Source organism: Haloarcula litorea (assembly GCF_029338195.1).
Classification (GTDB): Archaea; Halobacteriota; Halobacteria; order Halobacteriales; family Haloarculaceae; genus Haloarcula; species Haloarcula litorea.
Genome location: NZ_CP119779.1, coordinates 2,850,391 through 2,867,471, shown reverse-complemented (window position 1 = coordinate 2,867,471; position 17,081 = coordinate 2,850,391). Strand labels below are relative to the sequence as shown.

Annotated in this window: 12 protein-coding genes; 6 read left to right on the top strand and 6 right to left on the bottom strand. The window is 68.9% G+C overall.

The window, feature by feature from the left end:
• The first annotated feature begins 73 nt into the window (after nucleotides 1-73).
• The gene (locus tag P0592_RS15385; protein WP_276271791.1) at nucleotides 74-523 is read left to right on the top strand and encodes a universal stress protein; all 450 of its coding nucleotides are present in this window, start codon (nucleotides 74-76) and stop codon (nucleotides 521-523) included.
• Between the two features lie 144 nt (nucleotides 524-667).
• Here the strand turns inward: P0592_RS15385 and P0592_RS15380 are convergent, their stop codons facing one another.
• From P0592_RS15380 to glpA, 3 genes are read right to left on the bottom strand one after another with little or no spacing between them, the layout of a single operon-like run.
• A complete protein-coding gene (locus P0592_RS15380) occupies nucleotides 668-2,044 on the bottom strand; it encodes an anaerobic glycerol-3-phosphate dehydrogenase subunit C (RefSeq protein WP_276271790.1) in 1,377 nt (458 codons plus the stop codon).
• Nucleotides 2,045-3,316: a glycerol-3-phosphate dehydrogenase subunit GlpB gene (glpB, locus tag P0592_RS15375; protein ID WP_276271789.1), complete on the bottom strand. Its 1,272-nt coding sequence runs from the start codon at nucleotides 3,314-3,316 to the stop codon at nucleotides 2,045-2,047.
• The gene (gene glpA, locus P0592_RS15370) at nucleotides 3,306-5,087 is read right to left on the bottom strand and encodes an anaerobic glycerol-3-phosphate dehydrogenase subunit GlpA (protein WP_276271788.1); all 1,782 of its coding nucleotides are present in this window, start codon (nucleotides 5,085-5,087) and stop codon (nucleotides 3,306-3,308) included. Before glpA ends, glpB begins: the two co-directional genes overlap by 11 nt.
• A gap of 773 nt (nucleotides 5,088-5,860) precedes the next feature.
• On the opposite strand from glpA, the gene glpK reads away from it, so the two are divergent.
• The 3 genes from glpK to P0592_RS15355 all read left to right on the top strand — a co-directional run bounded on the left by glpK (nucleotide 5,861) and on the right by P0592_RS15355 (nucleotide 9,722).
• Nucleotides 5,861-7,393 (top strand): glycerol kinase GlpK, encoded by a 1,533-nt coding sequence (gene glpK / locus P0592_RS15365; protein WP_276271787.1) that lies wholly within the window; start codon nucleotides 5,861-5,863, stop codon nucleotides 7,391-7,393.
• Nucleotides 7,394-7,396: 3 nt separating this feature from the next.
• On the top strand, nucleotides 7,397-8,470 hold the full coding sequence (locus tag P0592_RS15360; RefSeq protein WP_276271786.1) for a DUF7973 family transport facilitator: 1,074 nt from the start codon (nucleotides 7,397-7,399) through the stop codon (nucleotides 8,468-8,470).
• A 73-nt stretch (nucleotides 8,471-8,543) separates the two neighbouring features.
• Complete coding sequence (locus P0592_RS15355; protein WP_276271785.1) at nucleotides 8,544-9,722, top strand: Cdc6/Cdc18 family protein; 1,179 nt, start codon at nucleotides 8,544-8,546, stop codon at nucleotides 9,720-9,722.
• Nucleotides 9,723-9,753: 31 nt separating this feature from the next.
• Here the strand turns inward: P0592_RS15355 and P0592_RS15350 are convergent, their stop codons facing one another.
• The 3 genes from P0592_RS15350 to kdgK1 form a co-directional block, all read right to left on the bottom strand.
• Nucleotides 9,754-10,725, bottom strand: coding sequence for an ROK family protein (locus P0592_RS15350; protein WP_276271784.1), 972 nt, complete (start codon nucleotides 10,723-10,725; stop codon nucleotides 9,754-9,756).
• 47 nt (nucleotides 10,726-10,772) lie between these two features.
• The gene (gene pyk, locus P0592_RS15345) at nucleotides 10,773-12,530 is read right to left on the bottom strand and encodes a pyruvate kinase (protein WP_276271783.1); all 1,758 of its coding nucleotides are present in this window, start codon (nucleotides 12,528-12,530) and stop codon (nucleotides 10,773-10,775) included.
• A gap of 97 nt (nucleotides 12,531-12,627) precedes the next feature.
• Nucleotides 12,628-13,587, bottom strand: coding sequence for a bifunctional 2-dehydro-3-deoxygluconokinase/2-dehydro-3-deoxygalactonokinase (kdgK1, locus tag P0592_RS15340; protein ID WP_276271782.1), 960 nt, complete (start codon nucleotides 13,585-13,587; stop codon nucleotides 12,628-12,630).
• 224 nt (nucleotides 13,588-13,811) lie between these two features.
• Between kdgK1 and P0592_RS15335 the strand changes: the two genes are divergently transcribed.
• A complete protein-coding gene (locus P0592_RS15335) occupies nucleotides 13,812-15,158 on the top strand; it encodes an ABC transporter substrate-binding protein (protein WP_276271781.1) in 1,347 nt (448 codons plus the stop codon).
• Nucleotide 15,159: 1 nt separating this feature from the next.
• The gene (locus tag P0592_RS15330) at nucleotides 15,160-17,058 is read left to right on the top strand and encodes a HAMP domain-containing protein (RefSeq protein ID WP_276271780.1); all 1,899 of its coding nucleotides are present in this window, start codon (nucleotides 15,160-15,162) and stop codon (nucleotides 17,056-17,058) included.
• The last annotated feature ends 23 nt before the right edge of the window (nucleotides 17,059-17,081 follow it).

The following is a 17,081-nucleotide window of genomic DNA, read 5'->3' as shown; positions in this document are numbered from 1 at the left end:
CGAGTGGTAACCGGTAACAACACCTGTAGTACCCACCGAAGCATTTACTGTCTCCCGACGTGCATCGCCGGCCATGGCACTGGAGAAGATTCTGCTCGCAGTAGGGCCTAACGACAAGGATCGCATCGACGAACTCGCCGAGGCCGTGACGGACGTGGCCGGGCCGACGGGAGCCGAGGTCGTCATCGCACACGTGTTCACCGACGAGGAGTACGACAACGTCGTCGACCGGCTGGAGTTCGAGTCCGCCAGCGAGACGACCCCAGACGAGGTGGCCGACCGCCACACCACGATCCGAGAGCTCGAGGACCGACTCTCCGACGCCGGCGTCGAGTACAGCGTCCGCGGTGCGGTCGGCAACCACGGCGACCAGATCGTCAACCTCGCGAAGGACGTGAACGCCGATATGGTGTTCGTCGGCGGCCGCAAGCGCTCCCCGACCGGCAAGGCCGTCTTCGGGTCGACCGCACAGGAGGTCATGCTCAACGCCCCCTGTCCGGTCACGTTTGTCCGCGGCGAGTAAGTCCGGTCCGAACGGAGCCGCCGAGACCTCTCCCCGGCTCGCTCCGCTCGCGGATTCGTCGCGCCCGTTCGGCGCTCCGCGCCGCTCGCTCCCGCTCCGCGGCTCACTCCGTTCGCCGCGTCGCTTCGAGAGAGGTCGCTTCGCTCACTCCCCCGCCAGCGCCGCCGACAGCAGCTCTAACGGATGTCGGATGTCGTAGCCGGTGCCGTGTTCCATCTGCATCGCGCAGGTGGGGCACTCGGTCATCCCGGTGTCGCCCTCGGCGTGTTCCATGTGATCGAACATCTCGTCGCCGATCTCCATCGACTTCTCGTACTTCTCCTCCTTCCAGCCGTAGGTGCCCGAGATCCCCGAACAGGACTCGCCGACGTCCTCGACGCCGACGCCGTCGAGCTCGCGGAACAGCTCGACGGCCTGTCGGTCTAACCCCTGATTGCGGGCGTGACAGGGCGCGTGGTATGCGAACTCGTCGGCGAGGTCGCCGTCGACGTCGGCCTCGCGGATCGCCCCGCGCAGGTCCTCGTGGATGCGGAGGTACTCGACGGCCTCGAAGGTGTTGGCGGCGACCTCCTCGATGCCGTCGATGTCGAACAGCTCGGGGTACTCCTGGCGGAGCGCCATCGAGCAGGACGTACAGGAGGCGATGGCGTCGTACCCCTGCTCGACGAGGTCGGACATCGAGGAGACGTTGACCTCGGCGTGGCGGCGCGCGTCGTCCAACATCCCGTTGGCGAACATCGGCGTCCCGGAGCACTTCTGCTCGGGCGCGACCACCTCGTAGCCGAAGTGCTCGTAGAGGCGGACCATCGCCTTGCCGACCTCGGGCGTGTTGTAGTTGGAGTAACAGCCGTGGAAGTACGCGACCTTCTTGTCGGCGTCCGCGGGTTCGCCCCGGCGCTCGCGGGCCTCGCGGGCCCGGCGGCGGGACTCGTCGGCTCCGCCGCGGTCGGCCCACCACTCGCGGAACGTCTGCCGGGCGAACTCGGGGAAGTCGCGCTCGCTGGTGATGCCCATCGTCTTCTCCATCACCCAGCGGGCTGGGCCGAAGTTCATCGCGAAGTTCGCGAGCCGCGGGACCTTGCTGGCGAACCACGCGGACGTGCGGTAGTTCGCGAGGATGCGGTTGCGCCAGTACTCGACGGAGGTCTTGTCCATCTGCTCGCTGACGTACTCCCCGCGGGCGGTGTTGTGCATCTGCGAGAGCGGGACGCCCGACGGACAGGCGTTATCACACCGCATACAGTTCGAGCAGTCCATCACGGAATCGTCGATCTCGTAGTCGTCGTCAGTCTGTTTCAGCCGCCACTGCTCGGGGCCCTGGAACTTCGGCCCGGGGAAGTCGTCGTCGACCTCCGCGACCGGGCAGTTCGTGTCACAGATAGAGCACTTGTAACACGAGTCCGCGCCGGGCCGCAGATCGAAGTCGTCGCTGTCGGGGAAGACTTCGGTCGGTTCGAAGTCCTCGCCCGTGTTCGGTGCAACAGGCTCGAAGTCGGTGTCTGGGGATTCTGCGTCGCTCATTCATCGCACCTCCGCTGCGGCGCTGGTGCCCGCCGCGTAGCCGGTCGCGATCGACACGCCGCTGCCGGACTTCTCGGCGGCGAAGTCGTACCCGCCGAGGACGCTGCCGGCCGCCCGCAGGTTCTCGAACTCGACCGCCTCGTCGGTCCCGAGCGGCCGCAGCTCGTCGTCGGTCCGCAGTCCGAAGCCCGCGAAGGGGTGGTCGCCGAAGGCGTCGGTGTCGAACCAGTCGTAGCGGTCGTCGCTGTGGGGGACGTGGCAGTCGAAGATCGGTTCGTACACGCCCTCGCGGTCGGACTCGACGCCCTTCCCGACCAGGCCGCCGGTCGCCAGCACGTACTGGTCGGCGGTCATCGGGATCTCCGCGCCGTTCTTCTCGACGTAGACGCGTTCGACGCGGCCCCCGCCGTCGTAGTCGACGACCGGGTTGCCGGTCTCGATGCTCGCGCCGGCCGCGTCCAGCGCGGCGAACAGGCGGTCCTCGAGTCGGAGTCCCGGCAGCGAGGGCGGCCCCATCGGGACCTCGAAGACGTCCACGCCCATCTTCGACTCCAGCGCCGCCCGGACGCCGGCGTGGTCGTCGTCGCCGAGGACGGCCGGGAACCCCACCCGCTGCTCGTCGTCGACGAGCGGGTTCACGCGCTGGGCCAGCGCCTCGCGGGCCGGTCGCTCGCGGCCCCGCACCGCGACGCCGCCGTTCGTGTCCAGCAGCTTCGCGTACCGCGTGACCTTCGCGTCGGCCCGCAGGTCGCCCGGGAACCGGATCGTCTCCCCGCGCACGTCGAAGGGGACGCCCGCCGCCTCCAGGTGGGCCGCCGCGTGGGGCGCGTCGAAGTCGGTCATCGAGTCGAAGCCAACGAGCAGGAGGTCCCGGTCGTCGCTGGCGAGGCCCGCCGCCGCGCTCCGGGGGTAGCGAGCCGTCGGCTTGACCGTCCCGCCGTGAGTCGGGACCAGGGCGTTCGTGTCCGTGTGCCCGCCCGCGTAGTCGGTCACGTCGTCGAACAGATCCATCGCCTCGCGGACGGTGTCGACGCCGACGGTGCTGTAGGGGTGTTCGGTCGGGAGATCCGGTATCGCCTCGTAGGGATCTGTCAGAGGGCCGTCGCCGTCGGGCGTGTATCCCAGGAGGTCCACGAGTCCCGAGGCCTGGCGGAGAGTGCTCTGCTTGTAGGAGACCAGTCGCACCTCCGCCCCCTCGCGTGCTGCCGCGAGCGCGCTCGTGAGGCCCGCCAGCCCGCCGCCGACGACCAGGACCTCCGACTCAATCGCCATCCGTCGCGCCTCCGTCGGTCGCGACGTCCGTCGCTGCCGCGCCCGTCCCGCTCGGGGTCCCGGTGTCGAACGCCGAGAAGTCGACGGCGTCGCCGCCGGCGGGGTCGTTGTCGCGGTTCTGGGTGGTGGCGTGGAGCGCGTAGTTCAGCATCGCCTGCGAGAGCTGCTGGCCCCAGAGAGCGTGCCGTTGTCCCTTCCAGCGCTCCTGGAGGAGTTCGTCCCAGGCCCGTCGGACGACGGCCTCGTCGTACCCGCCGGCCGACGTTCCGTCGCCCGAGCCCCCGCTCGCGTCGCTCGCGCCGACCCCGTGGAGTTCGCTGGCCATCCGGTGGATACAGATGCCGCCCTGGCAGTTCCCCATCGAGGCCCGGGTCCGGATGCGGACGGCGTTGAGGTCCGACCCCGACTGGGAGATGGCGTCCTGGATCTCGGCGCGGGTGACGCCCTCGCACTCGCAGACGGTCGGGTTCGGCCCGTCGGTCTTCAGCACCTCGTCCGCGCGGGACCCGAGACGCTCGACGCTCCGGCGGCCGATGGGGGAGCGCAGGCCGAACTCGTCCATATAGTCCCGCAGCACCGAGAAGTCCTCGCTGCCGGGGAGCGGTTCGTCGGCGGTCCGGCACTCGGCGTCGATACCGAACTGCTCGCAGACGTGGTCGGAGATCTCCTCGCCCATCATCCGGTAGGTCGTGAACTTCCCCCCGACGATACTGGTCATCCCGTGCAGGTCGTCGCGCTCCTCGTGGTCCAGCAGGAAGTAGTCCCGCGTGATGTCGGTCGGGTCGTCGCTGCCCACGTCCGGCGGCTCGTACAGCGGACGCACGCCCCAGAACGAGCGGATAGTGCGGGCGTCCTCCAGCATCGGCACCAGCTCTTTCAGCGTGTCGATCATCATGTCGACCTCCCACTGCTCCTCGGGGTAGTCCTCGGGGTCCTCGACCTCCTCGTCGGTGGTCCCGAGGATGGCGGTGGTCTCGTGGGGGACGATGATGTCCGCGTCGCCCTTCGGTCGGCAGCGGTTGATGACGGTGTCGACCTGCCGGACGTTCATGATGGTCATCACCCCCTTCGAGGGGCGGACCTCGATGTCGACGCCGGCCATATCGCCGATGCGACCGGCCCAGGCTCCGGTGGCGTTGACGACGTAGTCGGCGCGGATCTCCTCGCGGCCGCTCTCCACACCGTGGACGCGCTCGCCCGGGCCGGAGTCGTGTTCGACCTCCAGCCCGACCACCTCGTCGCCCTCGACGAGCAGGTCCGTCACCTTCGAGTGGGTCTCGATGCGCGCGCCGTGTTCCTGCGCGTCGGCGGCGTTGGCCACGACCAGCCGGAACGGGTCGATCGCCCCGTCCGGGACCGAGATGGCCTTGTCGATGTCTTTCGCGAGGTGTGGCTCCATCGCGCGGGCCTCCTCGCGGGAGACGACCTCCGCGGGGATGCCACACTCCTCGCAGCCCCGGAGCTTCTGCTCGAAGTACTCCTCGGAGTCTTCCGGTCGCTTGACGAACAGCCCACCGGTCATCTCGACGCAGTGACTGGCGATGTCCCGGAGGACGCGGTTCTCCTCGATGCACTCGGTCGCACTCGCCTGATCGGAGACCGCGTACCGACCCCCGCTGTGCAGGAGTCCGTGCATCCGCCCGGTCGTCCCGTGGGTGAGGTTCCCCTGTTCCACGAGAGTCACGTCGAGTCCCCGCATCGCCAGGTCCCTGGCGATGCCGACGCCCGTCGACCCGCCGCCGATGACGGCGACGTGTGGTGTCGATGCCATAGCTATGTCCGTCGCTTTGGAGCGCACCCACTTCATTTTACCGTACGGTCCGGGTTCGAGAGTAAATTTTATCGGTAATTATGATTGTCTTTGAGTCTACACGTCCGTTTGACACGATCTCGGACCGTAGTGTGGAACGGTACCGTCCGTCGTGGAAATTCGAGAATCCGTCTCTCGGGGGATGTGACGGGAACTCTCCGTATCGTTCGGAGCTCGTGGAACGGAACCGTATCGTTACCGAAGCTGTGGCCGGTTTCAGTAACTACCACGTACGATAATGTATATATCTCGAACTCCGAGTCGATCGAGGAACCCCCTCTCGGAGAGAGACCCGTCACGCGATGGGCGGTGCGAGGGGCTATCGTCGGTACCGTCGGCTCGGAGAGCCGATGGGACGGGCGACTGCGTCCGTCCACTTCCCGGGCGGTCGAGACACCGGATCTCGCCTGCGTGACGACGGTCGGCCCCCGCGGCTCGCAGAGCGGCGGGTCGGGAGCCGAGCTGCTGCCGACGACGAGAGGAGGGGAACGGCCCCGTACTGGACGATACCCGGGCCCCGTGCGGCACGGGGTCGCCGTGCCCTCGGGCGGCACGCCGGACGGATCGGGCGGGGAGCCGCGGAGAGCGACACGGCCTCCAGAAACGCTCAGAAGAATTATCTCGTATTTTTATTGGCGCTTCTCAGTCAGCAGTAATCTTTATAATGATTGCCTATGTTGTTTATCGGCAAGGCGCGGCCCGCGGTAAACAAGGCCGGCCGAACGGAGCACACTATGGCAGACACGTACGTCGGTTCGATCGACCAAGGCACGACAGGCACGCGATTTATGGTGTTCGACCACAGCGGACAGGTGGTCGCCAACGCCTACGAGAAACACGAGCAGATCTACCCGGAGCCGGGCTGGGTCGAGCACGACCCAATCGAGATCTGGGAGAACACCCAGGAGGTCGTCAAGCGGGGGCTGGACGACGCCGACCTGGACGCGACGCAACTGGAGGCGCTGGGGATCACGAACCAGCGCGAGACCACCGTCGTCTGGGACGCCGAGACGGGCAAACCCGTCCACAACGCCTTAGTCTGGCAGGACCGCCGGACCACCGACCGCGTCGAAGAGCTCGAAGCCCAGGACAAGGTCGAAGACATCCGCGAGAAGACCGGCCTCGAAGCCGACGCCTACTTCTCGGCCACCAAGACCGAGTGGATCCTCGACAACGCCGAGCCGCTGAAGATGCAGTCCTCCCGGGGGGAGGACCTGCGCGACCGCGCAGAGGCAGGGGAACTCCGGATGGGGACCATCGACGCGTGGCTCATCTACAACCTCACGGGCAACCACATCACGGACGTCACCAACGCCTCCCGGACGATGCTGTACAATATCCGGGACCTGGAGTGGGACGACGAACTCCTCGACGAGTTCGGCGTTCCCCACTCGATGCTGCCGGAGGTCCGGCCCTCCTCGGACGAGGAACTGTACGGCCACACCGACCCCGACGGCTTCCTCGGCGCGGAGGTACCGGTCGCCGGTGCGCTGGGCGACCAGCAGGCGGCGCTGTTCGGGCAGACCTGCTTCGACGAGGGGGACGCGAAGAACACCTACGGCACGGGGTCGTTCTACCTGATGAACACCGGCGAGGAGGCCGTCGCCTCCGACCACGGCCTCCTGACGACCATCGGCTTCCAGATGTCCGGTGAACCGGTCCAGTACGCGCTCGAAGGTGCGATCTTCATCACGGGGGCGGCGATCGAGTGGCTGGAGGACGTCGACCTGATCAACAACGCCGCCCAGACCGCGGAGCTCGCGCGTTCGGTCGACTCGACGGACGGCGTGTACATGGTGCCGGCGTTCACCGGCCTCGGTGCACCTCACTGGGACGGCCGCGCACGCGGGACGATCGTCGGGATGACCCGCGGGACGGAGAAAGAACACATCGTCCGGGCGACCCTGGAGTCGATCGCCTACCAGACCCGCGACGTCGCCGAGGCGATGGAGGCCGACTCCGGCGTCGAGACGACGACCCTGCGGGTCGACGGCGGGGCGGTCAAGAACAACTTCCTCTGTCAGCTCCAGTCGGACATCATCCAGACGGACATCGTGCGTCCCGAGGTCGACGAGACGACGGCGCTCGGCTCGGCCTACGCGGCCGGGCTGGCCGTCGGCTACTGGGACACCGTCGACGAACTCCGTGACAACTGGCAGGTCGACCGGGAGTTCTCCGCGGAGATGGACGGGGAGGAAGCCGACAAGCTCTACAGTCGCTGGGACGACGCCGTCGAGCGCTCCCTGGACTGGGCGCGGGAGGAGTAACCGATGGTGCTGGACCTCGCGCTGCAGCTCCCGCTCGTCGGGATGTCTGCGACGGACCTCGTCTTCCTGCTCATCGCCGCCTTCGCCGGCGGGGCGTTCGGAGCCGCCATCGGCGCGCTCCCGGCGTTCTGTTTCACCGGCTTCGCCGTGCTGGCCGCGGAAGGATCGCGGCTTCTGGCGGGTGGCGTCGCGGAACAGGCCGCACCCGGCATCCTGGGATCGATCGCCTTCGGGCCCGTGTTCGGCCCGCACGTCGCCTTCGCCGGCGGCGCGGCCGCGGCCGCCTACGCCGCGAAGAACGACGGCATGCCGGACCCGAGCGACGGTGACTACCACCCCGCGAAGGACATCGCGTACGCGCTCGGGACCCGCCCCGACATCCTCGCTGTCGGGGGCGTCTTCGGGATCATCGGCGCGCTGGGGACGGCCGTCTCCGGGACCCTCGCGCTGCCGTGGGACCCGATCGCGATCATGGTCGTCGTCTCCGCGGCGCTGCACCGCATCGTGTTCGGCTACCCGCTCATCGGCGACGCGCCGCGTGGCCTGCTCGATATGACGCCCTTCGAGGAGGGTGAGGAGGTCGCCACCGACGGCGGCTACGGCGCGACCCGGCTGGCCGTCGAGCCGTGGCTCCCCCACCAGTACGAGTGGGCGAACGTCGCGATGATCGGCCTCGTCACCGGGCTGCTGGGCGGCTACATCGCCCTCGCGACCGGGAGCCCCTTCCTCGGCTTCGGCATCTCCGCGGCGAGCCTGACCTTCCTCAACCTCGGGGTCGAGAAGATCCCGGTCACGCACCACATGACGTTGCCCGCCAGCACGGCGGCCATCGCGGTCTACGGGACCGCGGACCCCACCGGGGCGAGCCAGTTGGTCGCGCTCGCCGTCGGTGGCCTGTTCGGCGTCTACGGTGCGCTCGTCGGTGAGGTCGTCCAGCGCGTCTTCTACGCGCACTCGGACACCCACTTCGACCCGCCCGCCGCGGCGATCGTCGTCGGGACGTTCACCGTGGTCGTCCTGGCGATCGCGGGCGTCTTCGCGGGGACCTCGTGGGTCCCGGCGCTGGGGCTGGTCTGAGCGATACCAGCACCCTTTTTGAACGAACCGCAGTCCGTACTAGCAACCCCCCAAACCCCGGAGCGAGCAAACGATGGACATCGAAGCGCGGATCAGGCGACGGCGACGACGCGACGGACAGCCGCGGCTGGTCGAGGACTACGAGTCGCTCTCACCGGTCAGCCACGTCGACGAGCCGGCCGACCGGGGGCCGGTCCTCGAGCGACTCCTCGACCAGCTCGACCCCGTGTTCGACGGCCGACTGCCGCCGAACGTCTACCTCTCGGGGCCACCCGGGTCGGGCAAGTCCGCCGTCGTGACGGCGCTTTTCACGCACCTCGAACGCCTGCCCTCGGAGTCCCGGGCGGTCATCCACACCAGCACGCGCGCACAGACGCCCACCTCGCCGGCGTTCGTCTACGTCGACGCCAGGGAGACCGCAAGCGAGTTCGCGTTCTACCACGCCATCCTCGACGAACTGGTCGAGGAGTCGGTGCCGGAACACGGGATCGGGACGTCGACGCTGCGCTCGCGGCTCCACGACCTGCTCGACGGGTCCCGGTCGGGCGTCGTCGTCGCCGTCGACCACGTGGACGAGGCGGGTAGTCTCGCCGAGACCGAGCTGGTCGACCTGTTCGCCGGCCTCCCGAGCACGGTCAGCTGGCTCGCGATCGGTCGGGTCGACCCCGCCGAGAGCCGGCTGACGGAGTACACCGCGACCGCCATCGAGGTCGAGCCCTACAACCGACAGATGCTCGTCGACGTGCTGATGACCCGCGCGTCCGCGGGCCTCGCACAGCAGGCGCTCGATCACGGGATCGCCCGCGACATCGCGGACTGGGCCGACGGGAACGCCCACGACGCCCTGGCCGTGCTGTTCGACGCGACGGACCGGGCCAACACCGCCGGTCGGACACAGCTGACCGAGGCCGACGTCTCCGCCGCGATCGAGTCGATGCCACGGCCCTGCGTCTCGCTGGGCGTCGTGCTCGCGCTGCCGGCGAACCGACAGGCGGTGTTGCGTGAACTGGTCGACCTCGACGAGGGCGACCGCGAGTCCGTCACCGCGACGACGGCGGCCATCGCGGGCTCGTCACGGGTCGACCTCTCGGCCGCGACGGTCAAGCGGTTCCTCTACGAGATGGCCGAGGACGGCGTCGTCGAACGCGTCCAGTCCGAGCGTCCGGACGGCCAGGGCCGCCCGCCGAGCCGGGTCGTCCCGCGGTTCCCGCCGGCGGTGTTCCGTCGGCTCTACGACCTGCGGTCGGGGTGAGTCGCCGAGAGAGACCCCCCGTTTCGGCTCCTTAGACGCCCTGTGCGGGATCGCCCGTCCCGCCGGTCAGCGCCGACGCGAGCGCGCCCCTGACGACCACGTCGTCGCCGAGGGTCGTCAGCTGGATGTCCGGGATGTTCGACATCACCATATCGTCGAGTTGCTCGCGGATCGGCTCCAGCACCTGCTCGGGGTTGTTCAGGGCGACCGCGCCGCCGACGTAGATGACCAGCGGCGCGTAGGAGTGGACCATGTTCGCGACGCCGATGGCGTTCCAGTGTGAGACCTGTTCGAGGACGTGGGAGGCGAAGGCGTCCTCGCCGGCGTACGCGAAGACGTCGGCGGCGTCGAACCCCTCCGTGTTGATCGGCAGGGCGGTCTCGACGGGGTCCTCCCGGTGGAGTTGGGTGGCGTACCGCGGGATGTTCTCCCCGGAGCAGTAGGCCTCCCAGTGGCCGTCGTGGCCGCAGCCACAGGTCATGAACCCCTGCGGGTCGATGGTGAGGTGGCCGACTTCGCCGGCGTTGCCGTCCCAGCCGCTGAGGACGTTGCCGTCGACGACGACACCGGCACCGACCCCCGACGAGATAGTCAGGTAGATCATGTCGTCGGGGTTGCGGTCGGAGTAGAAGCGCTCGGCGATCGCGCCGGCGTTGGCGTCGTTGTGGAGGAACACCCGGGGGGTGCCGAGCAGGTTCTCGACGGGGCCGGTCAGGGGGATCCGATCGATCGTGTCGGGGAGGTTCGCGGGGTTCTCGACGACGCCCTCGGCGAGGTCCAGCGGGCCGAACGACCCGATCCCGGCCGACTCGACCTCGGACGGGTCGATGTCGGCGGCGGCACAGGCCTCCCGGAGCGCGTCGAGGACGGCCTCGGTGACGGCGATGCCGTTCGGGCCGCGCGGCGTCTCCCGCTTGAACGACGCTACCGGCGTCCCGTCGGAGTCGCCGATGACGGCGCGGATGTGTGTCGCACCGAGATCGACCCCAGCGTATGCGCCCATGGTGGTGGAACCCTCGCCCCACCGCTACTTAATTGCACATATTCTCCCTAGCGGTCGTCCAGCCGCTCCGGGCCGGCGATCTCCTCGTAGACGACCGCCCGTTCCGCGTCGAGGGTCACGGTCGTGCCGTCGGTGACGTGGTCCGGCAGGGAGGCGTCCGCGATCATCGGGATGCCGAGCTCGCGGGCGACGATGGCGGCGTAGCTGGTGATCCCCTGGTGGGCGTCGATGATGGCCCCCGCGCGGCTCACGTCGCCGTCGAACTCGCCGTCGAAGTCCTCCGGGACGACCAGGATCGCCCCGTCGGGGGCCTCCGTCACGTCGCCGTCCGCGGCGTGGTAGACGGGGCCGGTGACGAGGCCGTCGACCACCGAGCGGCCGCTGACGAGCATCTCGGCGGCGACGTGGACCTTGAGCATGTTCGCGGTGTTGAGCCCCTCGAGTTCCGTCATCATCCCCGAGAGGACGACCACCGTGTCGCCGCCCTCGGCGGCCTCGGTCTCCAGGGCCGACTGGACCGCGCTCTGGATGATGGCGTCGGCTCCGTCGGTGGTGTACTCGGTCGTGACCGGCGTGATCCCCCACGAGAGCGCGAGCTTCCGCCGCACGTCCTCGTTGGGCGTGGAGGCGACGATCGGGATCGAGGGGCGGTACTTCGCGGCCTTCAGCGCCGTGTAGCCGGACTCGGAGGCCGCGACGACGGCGGAGGCACCGATGTCCCGCGCGAGGAACCGAGCCGAGCGGGCCAGCGCGTCCGTCCGCGTGTCGCCCGCCTCCGGAACCCGCTGTTCGCGGGACTCGTAGTACTCGTCGCTCTGCTCGACGTCCTCGACGATGCGATCCATCGTCTCGACGACCCGGGCGGGGTGGTCGCCGATCGCGGTCTCGCCCGACAGCATCACGGCGTCGGTGCCGTCCAGCACGGCGTTTGCCACGTCCGAGGCCTCCGCGCGGGTCGGTCGCCGCGAGTGGACCATCGAGTCCAGCATCTCCGTCGCGGTGATGACCGGGACCCCGGCCTCGTGGCACTTCCGGATGATGCGCTTCTGGATGATCGGGACGTCCTCCAGCGGACACTCGACGCCGAGGTCCCCCCGGGCGACCATCACGCCGTAGGCGGCGTCGATGATGGAGTCGAGGTTCTCGACGGCCCCGGCCCGCTCGATCTTCGCGATGATGGGGATGTCGATGCCGCGGGACTCCATCGCCTGATTGATCTCGTAGATGTCCTCGCCGTCCCGGACGAACGAGGCGGCGACGAAGTCGGGTTCCTTCTCCGCGGCGACGTCGAGTTCCTGCTCGTCGTTCTCGGTGATGGTCGGCAGGCCGAGTTCGACGCCGGGGACGTTGACGCCCTTCCGGGCACCCAGCTCGCCGCCGCTCTCGACGTGTGCGTACACCACGTCGTCCTCGACGCGCTCGACCGTGGTCTCGATGCGGCCGTCGTCCAGCAGGACGCGGTCGCCGGCCTCGACGGCGGCGATCGACTGGGAGACGCCGACCTCTTCGGGCGTCGCCTCGTCGCCGACGACGAACCGGACGGTCGATCCCTCGACCAGTTCGATCGGTTCGCGGACGGGCGCGGTCCGGACCTCCGGGCCGGGCATGTCTAGCATCGACGCGACCGGGCTGTCGACGATGTCGTCGACCTCCCGGATTCGGTCGATCATCGTCCGGCGGTGCTCGGGAGAGCCGTGGCTGGCGTTCAGCCGCGCGACCGACATCCCGGCCTCCGCCAGCGCGGCGATGTCTTCGACGGTCTCGCTGGCCGGGCCGAGCGTACAGACGATCTTCGCGTTACGCACGGGTCGGCCCTCCAGCGGCTTCCGAGAGAGAGTTCGGGTTCCGACGGGTCATAGCCGCCACTACCGAGGGAGGGGATAAGAAGGTTGCCGGACGCCGTTACCGCGAGATGGCTTCGGTGTCGCCCTCGATCACTCCCTCCACTTCCGCGGGCGAGACGACGGCGATGTCGCCGGGGACCGAGCGCTTCAGCGCGGCGGTCGCCGCCCCCCAGGCGAGGGCGTCGTCGACCGACCCGCCGTCGAGGTACTGCGAGAGGAACCCGCCCACGAAGGAGTCCCCGGTGCCGACCGGGTGGGCGCTCGACGCCTCGTAGGTGGGTTGTTCGAACACCTCGCCGTCCGCCAGCGCGAGCGCGCCTTCGGCCCCGCGCGTGACGAGCGTCACCTCGAAGCCGTAGTCGTCGGCCAGTCCGCGGGCCACCGACTCTGGGTCGCCGTCCCGTCCCAGCACGACCTCCGCGTCGCGTTCGGCCACGACCAGCACGTCCACGTCCGGGAACAGGTCGGTCAGCACCGACTTCGCCGTCTCGGGGTCCCAGAGCTTCGAGCGGTAGTTCAGGTCGAGGCTGGTCGTCGTCTCCGCCTCCCGGGCCATCGAGAGGAGGTCCCCCGTCGTCGATTCGAGCGTGTCCGACAGCGCCGGCGTGATCCCGGTCGTGTGGAACCCGCGCGCCGAGCCGAGGTGTTCGGTCGGCAGTTCGCCCGTCTCGGCCGTCGTCACGCTCGCGTTCGCCCGGTCGTAGATGACCTCGTTCCCCCGCGGCGGCGGCCCCTGTTCGAGGTAGTAGGTCCCCTGTCGGCCGCCGTCGCTGTCGTCCCAGACCACGTCGGTCGTGACCCCGTGGGAGGCCAGTTCGCCGGTGACGCGGCGACCGACCGGCGAGTCCGGGAGTTTCGACGTCCAGACGGCGTCGAGGCCGAGCCGCTGGGCCGCGACGGCGACGTTCGACTCCGCTCCGGCGGCACGGACGGTGTACTGGTCGGCCGTCTCGAGGCGCTCGTCGTCGGGTGGCGACAACCGCAACATCGTCTCGCCGAAGGTGACGAGGTCGGTCATACTCCCCCGTCGTCGCCGGGTCGGCTTAAATCCCGTCGGGTCGCCGCTCGCCCGACGGGCGCGGCAACACCCCGTGACCGCTGACACGACCCGGGCTGCGAGCGACCGCACGCGGCCGCCCCGGCACGATGCGATTACCGACTGTGATAACCGGAGGAAGAATCCTTACGTCGTCAGCCGATCTCCTCCAAAAGCTTTTGTACCAATATTTTCCACTACAACCCATGGGTCGTAGGCTATCGACGAGATCGGTCTCCCGACGGCGCTTTCTCCGGACCGCAGGTGCCGCCGGGGTCGCGGGCCTGGCCGGCTGTGGCGGCGGTGGTGACGGGACACCGACCGCCGAGTCGGTCGGGACCTACCCCGTGACCGGCGACACCGCCCCGTTCGGGTTCAACGTCGCGCGCTCGGGCCCCTTCTCGACGGAGGGGGCCGAGGAACTCAGGGGGGCGAAACTCGCCGTCAAGCACATCAACGAGGGCGGCGGGTGGGTCGGCAACCGGGAGTTCGGCGCGCTCGACGGGGACGGCCTGCTCGGGAAGTCGGTCGAACCCGTCGTCCGGGACACGGGGAGCGATCCCGAGGTGGCGCGGCAGAACGCCGTCTCGATGATCGAGAACGAGGACGTGATAATGCTCGCCGGCGGATCGACGAGCGACACGGGCCTCGCCCAGCAGACGGTCGCCGCCGAGCGGCAGGTCATCTATATGGCGACGATGGTCCACATAGACGCGCTCACCGGCTCGTCCTGCAACCGCTGGACGTTCCGCGAGATGTTCGACGCCTACATGACCGCGAAGGCGCTCGAACCCGTCCTCGTCGACGAGTACGGCTCCGACGTGCGGTTCTTCCAGATGTACTCGGAGGACGACTGGGGCAACGCACAGCGGGACCTGATGACCCAGTTCCTCTCGGACGCCGGCTGGCAGCCCGTCGGGAGCCTCAGCGTCCAGCTGGGGACCCGCGACTTCGGGCAGTACATGTCCGACATCGAGAACGCCGACGAGGACGTGCTCGTCCTGAACCTCCGGGGGCTCGACGCGGCCAACGCCGTCCGGGCGGTCCGGGAGAACTTCCCGGACGAGAACGTCGTCATCCCGCTGTACACGCGGGCGGTGGCACAGAGCGCCGGCGGGGCTATCGAGGACGTCATCGGCACCATCGCCTGGGACCCCTCGATCGAGACGCCGCTCTCGAAGTCGTTCATCGACGCGTTCAGCAGCGAGTACGAGGGCGGTACCGGATCGGCGAACGCCGCGATCCCCTCGGGTCCGGCACAGGTGGCGTACACGCAGACGCTCCAGTACGCCAACGCGGTCGCGCGGGCCGGGACGTTCGATCCGAACGAGGTGATCCCGGCCATCGAGGGCCGCGAGTACGCGGCCGGGATCGGCGCACAGACGATGCGCGCCTGCGACCACCAGTCGATGCGGCCCGTCCCGATCGTCAAGGGGCGATCGGGCGACCAGCAGACGTTCGGGCGGTACTACGACCTCGTCGAGACGACGCGGGACGCGACCTACTCCTGTACGGACGGACCGGCAGCGAACTGTTCGCTCGGGGACAACTGATATGAGCTCGAAGGACACACAGCGGGCAGCGGCATCGGGCGGGAACGACGGCGGAATCGTCGCGGCGATCGTCCCGGACTTCGTCCGGGCGAACTTCGCGCTGAAGTTCGCGATCGTCCTCGTGGTGATGGCCCTGTCCGTCGGCGCGGTGGGCATCTTCGCCACGGAACAGATCCAGGCCTACACGGCCGACCAGGTGACCGCGGAGTACCGCGGGACCGCGGCCCAGGAGGGGGACATCATCGAGCAGTGGTTCGAGCGGAACCGGCTCTCGACGCAGTTCGTCTCCTCGGACGACGTCTGGACGTCGAACGACGCCGAGCAGCTCCGGCTCGAACTCCGCAACCGCGAGGCGAGCCTCTCGGCGGACGTGACGTCGATCCACCTCGTCGAGCGCGAGATCACCGGCACCTCGATCGTCGCCAGCACGTCGCTGAGCGCCGGCACGAACGTGAGTCGGGTGAACCGGACCTGGACGGGCGGGACGGAGTTCGACCAGGCCGGCGAGGTGGTCCACTCCAGCGTCTACCGGACCCAGGACGGACCGGTGGTGGGCTTCATGAGCCCGGTGTCGGCCTCCCAGAACCGCTACATCCTCATCGAGTACTCGGTCGGCAGCATCACCGAGTCGCTCCAGGGTGCCCAGCGAGCCGAGGGCGGTTTCACGCAGGTCGTCAACGCCTCGAACGTCGTGATGTTCGACGAGGGGAAGGGACAGGGGGTCGGCGACGCCATCCTGACCCAGTACGCGTCCGGCGAGGCGGCCCTCCGGCCGGTCCAGCGGGCGAACGACCTCCGCGGCTCCGGCGACGTCGAGGCCGGCGTCATCCAGACGATGCAGCCCAGCGACGTCCTCGACGAGCGGTACACGGTCGGCTACTCGCCCGTCGCCGGCACCGACTGGGTCGTGCTGGTCCACGCGCCGTACTCGGCCGTGTTCGGCTTCGTCCAGAACGTCCAGCTCTACGGCTTCGTCGGGACCGGGCTGATGGTCCTGCTCATCGGTGGGGTCGGGGCGGCACTGGGGTACAACGTCTCGACCTCGATCGACCGGCTGACCCGCAAGACCGAACAGATGCGCGAGGGGAACCTCGACGTGGACATCTCGACGGGCCGCATCGACAACGTCGGGCGGCTGTACGACGGGTTCGGTGACATGCGCGACGCCCTGAAAGAGCAGATCGACGAAGCCGAGCGGGCACGCAAGCAGGCCGAGGTGTCCCGGGCCGAGGCGATGGAGATGAACACGTACCTCCAGGAGAAGGCCGAGGAGTTCTCGGACGTGATGGAGGCCACGGCGGGCGGGAACCTCACCCGGCGGATGGACACCGACGGCGAGAACGAGTCGATGGACCGCATCGCGAGCGAGTTCAACGGGATGGTCGACGAGCTCGAGAAGACGATCGGCCAGCTCGACAGCTTCGCAGACGAGGTGGCCGAGTCCGGTGACGTCGTGCTCACGAGCGCCGAATCCGTCCGCGAGGCCTCCGAGCAGGTCGCCGAGTCCGTGCAGAAGATCTCCGACGACGCCTACGACCAGAAGGAACGGCTCCAGCGCATCTCGGAGGACCTCGACGACCTGGTGGCGACGCTGGAACGGCTGGACCGAGAGAACCCCGACGTCGAGATGGGCGACTCCCTCGACCAGTTCCGGGCCACGGCCGCGACCCTACAGGAGGCCGCCGACACCAGCGAGGACATGATGGCCGAGTCCGAGACCGTCGCCGGTGCCGCGGAGGAACAGGCCGCAGAACTCAACGAGGTCTCCTCGCGCGCCGAGCGCCTGAAGCGGTACGCCCAGCCGCTGGGCGACATCCTCGGCCGGTTCGAGACGGAGGCCGAACACGAGTTCGTCTTCTCCGGCGGTCCCTCGCAGGGACTGACCGAAGACGAGGAGTAGCGGACGCGTGCAGACCCTCGGGT